This window comes from Sphingopyxis sp. Root1497, from assembly GCF_001427085.1.
GTDB lineage: Bacteria > Pseudomonadota > Alphaproteobacteria > Sphingomonadales > Sphingomonadaceae > Sphingopyxis.
Genome location: NZ_LMGF01000004.1, coordinates 609,345 through 621,578, shown reverse-complemented (window position 1 = coordinate 621,578; position 12,234 = coordinate 609,345). Strand labels below are relative to the sequence as shown.

Annotated in this window: 11 protein-coding genes; 4 read left to right on the top strand and 7 right to left on the bottom strand. The window is 63.4% G+C overall.

Translation table 11 applies throughout. The annotated features are described in order from the left end of the window. Positions 1-397 (top strand): AMP-binding enzyme (locus ASD67_RS14490; RefSeq protein WP_443028041.1); only part of this gene is annotated, 397 nt, incomplete at its 5' end. Positions 398-517: 120 nt separating this feature from the next. Here ASD67_RS14490 and ASD67_RS14485 read toward each other — a convergent pair. From ASD67_RS14485 to ASD67_RS14460, 6 genes are all read right to left on the bottom strand, one after another. Beyond that, the gene (locus ASD67_RS14485) at positions 518-1,810 is read right to left on the bottom strand and encodes a sensor histidine kinase (protein ID WP_056348433.1); all 1,293 of its coding nucleotides are present in this window, start codon (positions 1,808-1,810) and stop codon (positions 518-520) included. Between the two features lie 2 nt (positions 1,811-1,812). Continuing rightward, entirely contained in the window at positions 1,813-2,526 is a 714-nt protein-coding gene (locus ASD67_RS14480; protein ID WP_056348430.1) for a response regulator, read from the bottom strand. 88 nt (positions 2,527-2,614) lie between these two features. Beyond that, positions 2,615-3,325 carry a dioxygenase family protein gene (locus ASD67_RS14475; RefSeq protein WP_235535685.1) on the bottom strand — a complete coding sequence of 237 codons (711 nt, stop codon included), beginning with the start codon at positions 3,323-3,325 and terminating at the stop codon, positions 2,615-2,617. A gap of 355 nt (positions 3,326-3,680) precedes the next feature. Beyond that, positions 3,681-4,010, bottom strand: coding sequence for a DUF3325 family protein (locus tag ASD67_RS14470; RefSeq protein ID WP_056348423.1), 330 nt, complete (start codon positions 4,008-4,010; stop codon positions 3,681-3,683). Next, on the bottom strand, positions 4,000-5,598 hold the full coding sequence (locus ASD67_RS14465) for a PepSY-associated TM helix domain-containing protein (protein WP_056348422.1): 1,599 nt from the start codon (positions 5,596-5,598) through the stop codon (positions 4,000-4,002). Before ASD67_RS14465 ends, ASD67_RS14470 begins: the two co-directional genes overlap by 11 nt. Continuing rightward, positions 5,595-5,879 (bottom strand): hypothetical protein, encoded by a 285-nt coding sequence (locus ASD67_RS14460; protein WP_056348419.1) that lies wholly within the window; start codon positions 5,877-5,879, stop codon positions 5,595-5,597. Before ASD67_RS14460 ends, ASD67_RS14465 begins: the two co-directional genes overlap by 4 nt. 153 nt (positions 5,880-6,032) lie before the next feature. Here ASD67_RS14460 and ASD67_RS14455 point away from each other — a divergent pair, with 153 nt between their 5' ends. Further along, the gene (locus ASD67_RS14455) at positions 6,033-8,309 is read left to right on the top strand and encodes a TonB-dependent siderophore receptor (RefSeq protein ID WP_162248584.1); all 2,277 of its coding nucleotides are present in this window, start codon (positions 6,033-6,035) and stop codon (positions 8,307-8,309) included. Positions 8,310-8,694: 385 nt separating this feature from the next. Here the strand turns inward: ASD67_RS14455 and ASD67_RS14450 are convergent, their stop codons facing one another. Next, positions 8,695-10,323, bottom strand: coding sequence for an alkaline phosphatase family protein (locus tag ASD67_RS14450; protein ID WP_056348411.1), 1,629 nt, complete (start codon positions 10,321-10,323; stop codon positions 8,695-8,697). Between the two features lie 154 nt (positions 10,324-10,477). Here ASD67_RS14450 and ASD67_RS14445 point away from each other — a divergent pair, with 154 nt between their 5' ends. Both ASD67_RS14445 and secE read left to right on the top strand, forming a co-directional pair. Next, positions 10,478-11,833: an MFS transporter gene (locus ASD67_RS14445; RefSeq protein ID WP_056348409.1), complete on the top strand. Its 1,356-nt coding sequence runs from the start codon at positions 10,478-10,480 to the stop codon at positions 11,831-11,833. Between the two features lie 182 nt (positions 11,834-12,015). Then, the gene (secE, locus tag ASD67_RS14440; protein WP_056348406.1) at positions 12,016-12,213 is read left to right on the top strand and encodes a preprotein translocase subunit SecE; all 198 of its coding nucleotides are present in this window, start codon (positions 12,016-12,018) and stop codon (positions 12,211-12,213) included. The last annotated feature ends 21 nt before the right edge of the window (positions 12,214-12,234 follow it).

The window sequence follows — 12,234 nt, the reverse complement described above, 5'->3', positions numbered from 1 at the left end:
CGACGACGTCATCAACGTGTCGGGCCACCGCATGGGCACCGCCGAGGTCGAAAGCGCGCTCGTCCTCCACGCGGATGTCGCCGAGGCCGCGGTCGTCGGCTTCCCCCACGACATCAAGGGCCAGGGCATCTACGCCTATGTCACCCTCAACGCCGGGATCGAGGCGACCGAAGACATGGTCGCCGCCCTCAAGCAGCAGGTGCGCAAGGAAATCGGCCCGATCGCCACCCCCGACCATATCCACCTGACGCCGGGCCTGCCCAAGACGCGCTCGGGCAAGATTATGCGCCGCATCCTGCGCAAGATCGCCGAGAATGACTTCGCCTCGCTCGGCGACACCTCGACGCTGGCCGACCCCAGCCTCGTCGACGGACTCATCGAGGGGCGGCGAAGATAGTCTGTGATCACACCGCCTAGCAGCGAGACTCCCTTTCTGAGACGAAGCTCGGACTCCGGCAATGTCAGCTTTCCCAACGCCTACGCCGAAAGCTGACTTTCCGCTTCCGGCCATGGCCAGCTATTGGGTCCGCGGAACGAGGACGCTGAATAAGGCGCCGCCTTCGGGATGGTTCGTAACGCTGATTGTGCCGCGCATCGTTTCGATGTTCGACTGGACGATGGCTAGGCCAAGACCAAAGCCGATCGACTGGCGCTCGTCGGCACCCTCGATGGCGCCCCGATAGAGCGGATCGAACAAGTGCGATGCTGCGGCGGGATCGATCCCGGGACCATGATCGCGGACCATAAGCTCCGCCATCGCGCCGACACGGCGAAGCGAAAGCTCTGCGCCGCCGCCATATCGCTGTGCGTTGACGACCAGATTGTCGATCACGCGCATAAGATCGACCAGGTTCGCGGCAACGACCAGCGGCTCGGCTGAAAGTAAAGTCACCGGCTCCGCGTCGGTTCCGAGCACGGCTGCACGGTCGGCAAGCAGCATGTCCAGCGCTATCGGTTCGACCTCGCGTTCACGGCCGCGAGCGAATTCAAGCGCGGACGCGATCAGTTTCTGCATCTCCGCGATGTCGGCCCGTGCGGCGTTGCGCGCCGTGTCGGGCAGGGCTTCGATCCGAAAGGCCAGCCGGGTGAGTGGTGTTCCCAGATCATGCGCGATGCCGACGAGCAGTTCGGCGCGGTTGGTGATGAGCTCGGAATGGCGCCTGCGCATCCCCGCAATCGCTGCGGCGAGCTGCCCGACCTCTACAGGGGCGGCCGCGTCGGCCTGGAATGCCGGGCCGTCGATTCCGGCCTCGCGCGCATCGTTGGCAAGTTGCCGCAACGGACGGGTGATCGAGCGGACGACGAGCAGGCAAAGGCCGAAAAGGATTGTTCCCGCCAGCATCAGCCAGCCGAGGGTCGTCACATGCCAACTGGTGATCATCGGCGGCGGCGGTAAGCTGGCAACGCGCCAGCCATTCCCCTGCCGGATTGCCAGCGAAAAGCGATCGCGAAGTTCGTCGGGAACCGTCGCGCCGCGCGAGCCATGCTCGGAGGCCGACACGCAAAGGCGAACATCGGAGGGTGTCCGCCCGATCGATTGCGCGAGCGCTGCCGAGAGTGGCGCGTCACAGCGCTCGCCAGCATTGGGTGATGGGAGCGTAACTGCGTCGGCGAAGCGGACATCGCGCATGCCCATTCTTTGCGGCGCTGCCGGATCGCTAAACGCCGCGATCAGGTCGGCTGTGCGTACCGGCGGCCGGAAGGGTGGCGGACTGAAGAACGCAACCGCGATCGACAGTAACGCCATGATCAGGATTGCTGCAAGGACCAGTCCCGACAACCGGAACAGGATGGTGCGCTGTTTGCGCATGATCAGTCGGCCACGCGGGCCGGAAGGGCGAGCTGATAGCCTTCGCCGCGCACCGTGCGGATGAGGTCGCGGCCACCATGGTCGGCGAGCTTTCGCCGGAGACGGCTCAGAAGAACATCGATCGAACGGTCGAAGACTTCCGTCTCCTCACCGCCCGTCGCCGCAAGCAACCTGTCGCGATCGACCAGCCGACCGCGCTGTTCGACGAGAGCGAGTAGCAGCCGGAACTCGCCGGGGGTCAGAGCAACGTCGCTGCCGCCCGGCGCTGTCAGCAGCCACTGAGCTGCGTCGAGCGTCCAGTCGCCGAACAGCCACGTCGTCCCGCCATCTGCCCCCGCTTGGCGAACTTTGCTCCGCCGGACCAGCGCGCGGATGCGTGCGAGCAGTTCGCGTGGATTGAAGGGCTTGGCGAGATAATCGTCGGCGCCGAGTTCGATCCCCACGATCCGGTCGACATCGTTGCCGAGGACCGACACGAGGATAACCGGCGGCCGGTCGGCGATTGGCAGCTTCGAGAGCGCCGTCAGCCCGTCTTCGCCGGCCATCATCACATCCAGCACGATTGTGTCGAAACGTCCGGCCTTGAGGGCCGCGTAGAGATCGGGAGCGCCGGCACCGGTCGCGACTTCGATGCCGTGGCTGGAGAGGAAGTCGGCCATGAGCGAGCGGATCGCCGCGTCGTCGTCGACGATCAGGACGCGCGTTTTCTGGTCCAAAGTCCCGTCGCCTTTCGCTTCATTCCCGCCGAGCCTATCAGAAGGATCGGCAGGAATGAAGCGTTCGCCACGGGGGAGGCGAAGCGTGTCAGGTTGCAAGGCCCACCGTAGCGGTCGCGGTATAGCCGCTGGTGACGTCCCCGCTCATGGCCATCGTCATCACTGTGATCTGCGCCGCGCTGTTGTCGCCGAACACATTGTCGTTTGCGATCGACACCGAACGGAAATTGCTCTGGCTCGAGCTGTAGCCGGTCGAGGCATAGACCGTCGTACAAGCCGCCGACGGCAACGCGAATTGCGAAATGAGCCGTGCGAAGCGGCCGCTGGTCGCATTCGTCGAACTGGTGAAGACCTCGAAGTGGATATGCGGGTAACGTCCGGCGTAGCAGCCGGGGAAGATGGTGGTAAAAGTGAGCCGGCCGTTCGAATCGGTGACCTGAAGCCCGCGCAGATAGCTTTCAGCAGGTAGGTCGTAGAGCGAATAGCGGCCGTCGCGGTCACAGTGCCAGATGTAAATGGCATAGCCTGCTAGCGCGGCGCAGCTGTTGTTCGCGTCGACCAATGTGATCGTGAAGGTCACGGGCACGCCTGGCGCGGCGGCGGCGGACCCGATGAAGCTCGAACGGATGTCGCTACGCGTGACGCCATTGACGGTCAGAACGTTCGACGTCGATCCCGACGAGGTGTTGGTGCCGTCAGCAGGATAGGGACCGTTCGTCTCGCTTGCATAGGCGGTACAGGTTGAAGTCGGCGTGGGTGTGGGCGTCGGGGTGGGCGTTGGTGTCGGAGTCGGAGTCACGGTGACAGGCGTCGTGGTGCTGGACCCAGAGCTTCCGCCGCCACATCCCGCCACAAGGGCGGCGCCACCTGCGCTGAACATCAGTCCCAGGGCCCGCCTGCGACCGAGGCGAAGCCGCTCTAGTCTTTCCATGTCCTCGGTGAAGCCACCGTCGTGGTGATCAGAAGGAGCGAGCGCTTTGGTGGACATGGGGGCAGTCTCCGGGTGTTATCTCGCCGCTTTGCTACCGCTCGTTCCTTGCCCTCAGATTTCTGCTCCTTGCTCTCATGTTGCAATTGTGACGCGTGGGGTTCCGCCCGTTTTCGCTGGTACGCTCTCTTAAGCTGACAGTCTCCAACCGGCCAATCGGATCTTATCATCCAGCGAGATTGACCAGCATTGTGCTCAATCCGATGATCGCCGCCGCGGCTCCCGCGGTCACGCCAGCCCTCGGCCATCGAGACAGCATGAGGACGAGCGGGACTGCCGAGAGGCACAGCAACCCGACGAAGGCGACCCAACCCTTTTCCGGGCCGAAATGTTCGACGGCGCGCCATGCCGCGAGCGACAGCAGGGTTACGGCGAGAATACGCAATGCACCGATCTTAGGGAGATTCGGCACGGCGATATTGCGCCGGATGCGCTGCGTTGTCAGGGCGATACTTGCGAACCCCGCATAGCTCAGCAGGAAGGGCTCAAGCTGCATCTGCTGCTTCCTTGATGAGCTGCACGGCGTTGGAAGCCCGCTTGCGTTGCCGGACGGGAGCAAGGGAACCTTGAGCTGACCGCCACGCGGCGAAGCCGAGGAGCGCGCCAGTTGCGATCATTGCCAGATCGAAAGCTACGAACAGCCAATCGCCCTTCTGGAACGACGTCAGCAGTCCGCGCGTCGTGGCTAGTGCGTTCACGATCGGAAGGGCCAGGAAAGCGATCGCCGCCAACGCGAGCGTTTCGGTCCACGCGCGGCGGATCGGGCGCATGCAGGCGGCAGCGGCAAGCCCGAACCATGTCCAGAACATGATGTTGACCTCGATGTCGGCTCTTCCGGGCATGGACGCCGGAAGCAGGCGATTGGCGAGAAGGAAAGCCGCTATGCCTGTCGGCAGACAGGCGATCGCGCCGACGTTCAATCGTTCGGCCAGCCGAAGCCCGAAGAAGGGCGCGGCGTTCGGCCGCTTTCGCTTCACCGTCCACAGGACCAGACCCGTGCCGACCATCGCCGTGCCGGTGAGCCCGAGGAGGAAGTAGGTCCAGCGCAGTATAGGCCCGGCGAAATTGCCCATGTGGAGGCCCAGCATGACGCCGGCGGCTTCAGCGCCGGGACCGGGGGGAGGCGAGGCCGATAGCCTTCGGCCGTCGACGCCCGAATAGACGATCGATCCGCCGCGCGCATTCAGCTGGTCCTTCGCGCTTTGGAACAGGGTGATCGTCGCCGTCGCGTCATTGGGGTTGCGCACCGTCATCGTCGCCGGCCTGCCGCCCCATTCGCGCGACGCGTCCGCCACGAGCGGGGCCACAGGCGTCAGGGGCATGAAGCGCCGCGAATATTCTGCATCGGGTTCGGCGCCGAAGACGGCTGCCTCGAAGGTCGCCGGATCCTTGTAGTTCGCCGCGATCGGCCAGGGCATATACATTGCGACCAGCGTGATCAGACCGGTGTAGGTGATCATCGCGTGAAACGGCAAGGCGAGCACTGCCGAGGCATTATGCGCGTCGAGCCAGCTGCGCTGGCCCTTGCTCCAGCGCAAGGTGAAGAAATCGACGAAGATCCGCTTGTGCGTGATCACGCCGGAAATGATCGCGGTCAGCATCGCCATTGCACATAGCCCCGCGAGCCAGCGGCCCCATGGATGGGGAATCTGGAGCTGGAAGTGGAAGCGATAGAAATGCTCGCCGCCGCGCGTCTCGCGCGCGGTTACTTCCTCGCCGCTCCCCGGGTCGAGGCGCATTTCTGGACGCCGCGGCGCCGGCTTCGCATTCGGATCGGGCCGGTCGCGGATGAAGATGCGTGTCGCGGTCGTGCGTTCGTCGGGAAGCGTGATGAACCACTGCTCGGCCGATGGCGCGATCTTTTGAAGATGAGCGACGGCGGTATCGGCGGCGATGGCCGGCGCGACTCGCGCAAGCTCGATCTCTGGTTGCATCCAGCGCGTGATTTCCGGACGGAAATAGCTCGCGGTCCCGGTGAGAAACATTGCGAAGAGAATCCAGCCCGCAATCAGGCCGAGCCAGCCGTGAATCCAGGCCATCGACTGACGAACGCCCGGCGTCGTATCGGCGCGGGGCTTCTTCATAGGGCCGGCCCCAGCAGAAACACACCAGCGGTCGAACCGATTGCGGTTCCCCAGATTACCCCGGTGACACGCAGCAATCGGGTCTCGTGGAAGGCCCAGAGGATGATCGCGGCGTAAAGGAGGAAGGACAAGGTCATCGCCCAGATGGTCGCTTCGGCACGGTCGATCGGCAGGACACGCGCAAGGAGTGAAACGCTCCCGGCGGTCGCCGCATAGCCGCCGACGATGGCGGTAATCGTCCGCGCCGCCATGCGGCTGCCGTTCAGAAGTGAGCCCGCCATTTGCCCCCGTGTTCCTGCGTTGTTCGACTGTGGGTTGCCCTAAGCAGTTTCTGCGACTAGTCGCAACTGCGAATCGATATCAATAGCAACAAGGGGTAGTCAATGACGTCGAAGCAGGTAAGCGCGCGTATCGCGCGGTCAAATTTATCGTGGATGGCACTGGCCGCCGCGATGCTGGTTGGTCCGCAGACGGCGTTTGCCGAAGAGGCGGCCGCGGAGGGCGAAAGCTCCAGCGATACGATCGTCGTGACCGGTTTGCGCGAGGCCAGCGTGTCATCGGCGACTAAGACAGGAACGCCGCTTATCGAAACATCGCAGACGATCACGGTTATCGACAGCGAGGAGATCGAGCGCCGCAACGCGATCTCGCTCAACCAGGCGGTCGGCTATGTCTCGGGCGTGGCGGCCAACCAGCGCGGTGGCACCGTGTCGCGGTATGACCAAATGAACCTGCGCGGCTTCGCACCGGGGCTTTTCCTCGACGGCATGCGGTTGATCGCCGGGCCCTATTCGACGCCGCAGACCGATTTCAATCGCATCGACCAGATCGACATCATGAAGGGGCCGGCCTCGGTCCTTTATGGCAACGGGACGCCGGGCGGCCTTATCAACCTGTCGAGCAAGAAGCCCGAAGCCGAAGCGTCGGGCCGCTTCGAAGGTCAGGTCGGCAACTACAGCAGCCTGCGCTTCGTCGGCGACGTCAACCAGCCGCTCGATGCCGATGGCAAATGGCGCGTACGCATCGTCGGCGGGTGGCAGAAGGCCGACGGGTTCACCGATATGACCGAGAGCGAGCGATATCACATCAGCCCGATGGTCGCCTTCGTCCCAGACGACCGGACCAGCATCACGCTGATCGCTGTTTACCAGCATGCGCCGTCGGGCGGCGGCTACTCGGGCGTCCCGGCTTACGGGAGCGTCTTGCCGAACCCGAACGGGCTGCTCGACCGGCACCTCAACACCGGTGATCCGTCCTATGAGGTCTATGACCACAAGCAGAAATCGGTGGCGTTGCTGTTCCGTCGCGAGTTCAATGAACATTTGGCGTTCCGGTCGAATTTCCGGTTCCAGAACAACAAGCTGAGTTATCGCCAGCTTTATGTCGGAGGGTTCGCAACGACGGGCAGCGGGCTCAACGTCAACACGGATTATCGCACGATCATTCGCGGCGGCGGCGGTGCCGACGAGGATTTCGATACGCTGACGCTAGACAACAGCCTGAACGCGAAATTCAATACGGGCGGTATCGAGCATGACATCTTGGTCGGCCTCGATTACCTGCGGATCACCGGGGAAAATTTCCAGCAGTTCAACACCGGGCAGACCGCCAATCCGCTGACGAGCATTCCGAACCTGAGCCTGTTCGCTCCCGTCTATGGCGGCACGATGCCGAGCCTTGATCTCAAACTTCTGTCGGCAGCCTATGCGAACACTTACACGACCCGCGACCAGACCGGCCTCTACATTCAGGACCAGGTCACGATCGGTGGCCTCCATCTGATCGCAAGCGGCCGGTGGGATTGGTACGAGCAGCGCACGCTCAACAAGAAGAACCGCCTGCTCACGCCGCTGTCGCAGAGCGCCTTCACCATGCGTTTCGGAGCGCTCTACGCGTTCGAATTCGGCCTCTCGCCCTATCTGAGCTACACCGAATCCTTCGAGCCGCAGGCGGGCGCCGACTATTTGGGCAATCCCTTCTCGCCGACCACGGGTAATATGTATGAGGCCGGCCTTAAATATCAGCCAAACGGCCTGAGTGCGCTTTTCACGCTGTCGGCCTATGAGCTGAAGCGGCAGAATGTACCGGTGGGCGATCCGCTGGCGGGCACCGGCGGCCGTCCGGCCAACTCGCAGGTCCAGATCGGCGAGACGCGCATCCGTGGTGTCGAACTCGAAGCGCGCGGCGAGCTGCGGCCCGGTCTCGACCTGATCTTTGCCGGCACCTATGCCGACGCGGAGATCACGCAGGGTACGCCGGCCGTCGCGGCTGTGGCACCGACGCTGACCCGGCTTGGCACCAGCGGCACGCCGTCGACGACGGGTACGCCTGCGCTCGGTGTTCCCGAATGGCAGGCCTCGGCTTTCCTTTCCTACGATTTCGGTAAGGCAGCGGCGGGCGAGGGGCCGCTCGGCGGGCTGAGCTTCGGCGGCGGGTTCCGCTATGTCGGCGGTTCCTGGGGCTCGACGAGCTACAAAGTCGTGAACAGCGTCACGACCTTCGAAATGTTCAAGACCAAGGGTTTCACGCTGGTCGATGCGATGTTCGCTTATGACCTTGGCCATGCCATTCCGTCGCTCGACGGCCTCAGCGTCGCAGTGAACGCGCAAAACCTGTTCGACAAGCGCCATGTATCGGCCTGTCCGTTCACCAACAGCTGCTATTTCGGTGCATCGCGCACCATTGTCGGATCACTGCGCTATAAGTGGTGACATGATACGAAAGAACAGAGCTTTGATGCTTGGACGGTCGGCTTTCAGGTCTGCGTATCTGAAAGCCGACCGTCTCCAATCGGCCAATCGGCTTGATCCATGCGTTTCCTTTTTGGCCATTTTGGTCACAGGAGAACGATCGTGGGTAGGTCAGAATTCGACTGTTTGCCTCCACGACCGGCGTGGAATGCCGGTGGAAAGGTTGGTGCAAAGCGGCCGTTAAAGCCGCGGCAGATATGGGCAATCCTGAAGGAAGTCAGAATTTCGGAAGGCGCCAAATGCGTCACCGGCGAAAGCCCCTATCTGCACGCCACGATCGATCGCAGTTAGACGCTGGGTTTCGCGCAGAAGTCGTCCGTCTAGGGATGGTGCCGCTTGGCCAACCCTATAGCGCGTCGAGCATCGCCTTCACCTTGCCGACATAGGCGCTGGCATCGGCGTGGGTCTCGATCTTCCGGAAATCGGCGATGATGTCCTCGGCTGCGCGGCCGCCGCATTTTTGCGCGAGTTCGATCTCGGTCTTGAGCAGCACATGCAGGAAACCGACCGCATTGCCTGATCGCGGCAGCGGCTGTTCGTGCCGATTGTCGGGCGCCGCGCCGGTCTCATAGTCGCTTCCCTGCGGCGGGAGGACCGGGTCGGGCAGCGTCGTCGGACAATCGCTGCGCGGCGCGCTTTCGGTCAGCAGCGGCCACAGGTCGGCGGCGGCGGTATCGCGTTTGGTCAATGGCCCCATGCCCAATTTGCGCGTCAGCGTGGCGATCACCGAACTATGGTCATAGCGGGTGTGATCGACATGACCCTTCGCGATCCAGGGCGACACGATCACCGCCGGGACGCGGACGCCGAGAACGCTGAAATCGAAGCAATATTCGTTGAGCTTGCGGTCTTTGGCATGGATATGGTCGCCGGGTTCGGCCGCTTCTGGGATCCCCGCGCTGTCATAGAAGCCGCCATGCTCGTCATAGACGATGATCAGCAGGCTGGTCTCCCAGACCGGCGAATTGCGGATCGTCTCATAGACATATTTGATCAGCCCCTCGCCGCCATAGCAGTTATCCTCGGGATGCTGCGACGATCCCCCCGTGTAGCGCGGCCCCTTGCCGTCGCCGCCGGGTTGCGGCGAAAAGAAGCTGGCGCCGAAATTGGGCTCGATGAAGGTATAGGGGTATCGGATGTAGCTCGGCTTGCCGTCGTGATCCCGCGCGTTGATGTCGTCCGCGAATTTGGTGAGGTTATCGATGCGCTCGAGGCCGATGTTCTTGATCGCCGCGACCTGCGAAATCCAGCCGCCCTGATCCCAGTGCGACGGCCGGTCGCTGAAACCATTGTCCTTGTCCTGGTACAGCTTCCATTGATGCTGCCTGGCATCGAGCGCGTCGTAGATCGAGCCATTGGCATATTCGAAACCCAGTCCGCGCCACGCTTCCCATTCGGCCTCGTCGCCGAAGCTGGGGCTGATGTTCATGCCCGACGACGAGGCGCCATGGACGAAGAAACGGTTGGGCCAGGTCGGGCCGGGCAGCGCCGAATGCCATGCGTCGCACACTGCGAATTCGGTCGCCAGCGTGAACAGGACGGGCAATTGCACCGGCGTGTCGAAACAGGCCATGATGTCGCCGATATCGCCGGGCTGCGGCGTCCCCGTGTCCTCGCTAACCGATGTCGCATAGCTGCTGGCAAAGCCCGAATTGTCGACCGGCGGATAGCTGCAACCCGCGCATTCGATGAAGTCGCGCGCCTCCTTGCGGCATTTCTTCACGAAGCGGCCGAACGCGTCCGCGCCGCACAATTGCTGCAGCGCGTCGAGATATTCATGGCCGGGATCGGTGGTCATGCACCAGGGGGCAGGGCTTTTGACCTTGTAGGTCTGCCCGTCATAGCTGTTGCTGGCGTCCGTCGGCGCGACGCGCAGCCCGGGAATCCCCGACCGGCCGAGCATATTGTCGAACGAATGATTTTCCAGCATCAGGACGAAGATGTTGGTGATCGCGGCCTTGGCGGCGTCGGACATGGTTGATCCCCCCGGAATGAAACACATGCGCCCGATATTTTCATCGACATGTGGGCCGATGTGCCGGGCACGGCAATCGAAAAGGGCATCGTTCGTTTGTTGACATGAGTGTCAATTGCTGAAAGCTTCGCGGCGGGATCGGAGACAAGGCGACGTGGCAGAGCAGCAGGCTTCGACGGCGCCGTCCGTCTCCGGGATTCCCGCGCCGGCCGGCGACGCGCCCGAGGCGTCGCTGCGCCCGCGCACCGTTGCCGCCTATGCCGCAACTGCGGGGCCGACCGCGATCCTGAGCCTGCCGTTCAGCGTCTATCTGCCGCCCTATATCGCCGAAGGCGGCGTCATCGCGGTGGGCCTCGTCGGGCTGCTCTTTTCGCTCACCACCATCTGGGACGGGGTGGTCGATCCGCTGATCGGTACGATGATCGACCGCGTCCGCACCGGGCTCGGCGCGCACCGGCGCTGGATGCTGCTCGCGCTGGTGCCGCTGGCGCTGTTGCTCGTGACGATCGTGACGGTCGGCGACAGCCTGCCGTTCGCGGCGCTGTTCCTGATCATGGTGCTCTTCTATTCGAGCTATAGCCTCTACGAGGTCGCGCAATTGTCGTGGGGTTCGGCACTGGTACGTTCGCCCGCCGACAGCGCCTTGCTCTATGGCATGCGCGACTGGTTCGCGAAGATCGCGCTGATCGCCGCCTTTGCCGCCCCGGCGGCGGCGCAGATCGCGATGCCGGGCATCAGTCTGCAGGGACGGATCATGGCCTATGCCAGCCTGTTCCTCGTGATGGTGCCGATCGCGCTGTTCGCGATCGGGCGCGTGCCGCCGCGCACCATCGTCGCCGAACCGGGGATCGGCTGGCGAAACGAGATTCGCGTTTCGCTAGGGTTTCCTCCGCTGATGCTGCTGTTCGGGGTCCAGTTCCTCAACAGCTTCGCTTTCGGATCCTTGACCTCGCTCTTCGTCTTTTTCGCCGCCGCGGTGCTCGACCTCGATGCGCAAAGTGCGATCCTGCTGTTCGCGAGCTTCATCGGCGGCGCCATCGCCTCGCCGGTGTGGACCTTCCTCGCGCGTCGGTTCGGCAAGCCGGTGACGATGATCGCGATGGCGCTGCTGATTTCGGGCTTGTTGCTCGCGACGCTGGCGCAGCAACCGCGCGGGCTGGCGCAGGCGGCGGGCTTCTCGCTGCTGCTCGGGACCGGCTTCGTCGGCCTGCTGTTCATCTATTCGATGCTCGCCGACCTCGTCCCGCGCGATGCGGCGCGCTGCGGGCGCAGCCGCTCGGCCTTTCTGTTCGCGCTTTTGAACCTGATGCAGAAGTTCGGCGTCGCCGCCGCCATCGCGGTCAGCTATGCGCTGCTCGGCTTCGTCGGTTTCGATCCGCAGGACGGCAAGGCGTCGGCGGGCGCGCTGCATCTGCTGTTCGTGTTCCAGCCGGTGGCCAGCTGGGCGATCATGATCGTGCTGTTGCTTTTCATGCGCCGCCACATGTCCCACGCCGCACCCCGCCTTTGACTTGCAATCGCTCCCGGGCGCAAGTAAAGGCCGCAGCATTCGGACAGATGCGCCGTTTTCCTTCCGCCTTTCGCCGACATGCTCGGGGAGGGTGGGCGGACTATTGCCCAAAGCACGGTTGACGCGCGGCGGGCGGCAACCCATCTGCCCGATATTCGGACGCTTAGAGGATTAGGACGATCATGGCGAAGACCAGCCCGAGCCAATTCATCAATCAGGTGAAGGATGAAGCGCGCAAGATCGTTTGGCCCACGGGCCGCGAGACGATGCAGACGACGATCCTGGTGCTGATCATGACCACGATCCTGGCGTTCTTCTTCCTCGGCGTCGACACGGTTTTCAACGCGATCGTCACCTGGCTGACGTCGCTCGCGCGCTGATCCGCGCAGGCTTACAGGGAT

Coding starts and splice junctions, on each gene's coding strand:
- ASD67_RS14485 (WP_056348433.1), bottom strand. CDS start 1,810: ATGCGCAAACAGCGCACCATCCTGTTCCGGTTGTCGGGACTGGTCCTT.
- ASD67_RS14470 (WP_056348423.1), bottom strand. CDS start 4,010: ATGCAGCTTGAGCCCTTCCTGCTGAGCTATGCGGGGTTCGCAAGTATC.
- ASD67_RS14465 (WP_056348422.1), bottom strand. CDS start 5,598: ATGAAGAAGCCCCGCGCCGATACGACGCCGGGCGTTCGTCAGTCGATG.
- ASD67_RS14460 (WP_056348419.1), bottom strand. CDS start 5,879: ATGGCGGGCTCACTTCTGAACGGCAGCCGCATGGCGGCGCGGACGATT.
- ASD67_RS14455 (WP_162248584.1), top strand. CDS start 6,033: ATGGCACTGGCCGCCGCGATGCTGGTTGGTCCGCAGACGGCGTTTGCC.
- ASD67_RS14450 (WP_056348411.1), bottom strand. CDS start 10,323: ATGTCCGACGCCGCCAAGGCCGCGATCACCAACATCTTCGTCCTGATG.
- secE (WP_056348406.1), top strand. CDS start 12,016: ATGGCGAAGACCAGCCCGAGCCAATTCATCAATCAGGTGAAGGATGAA.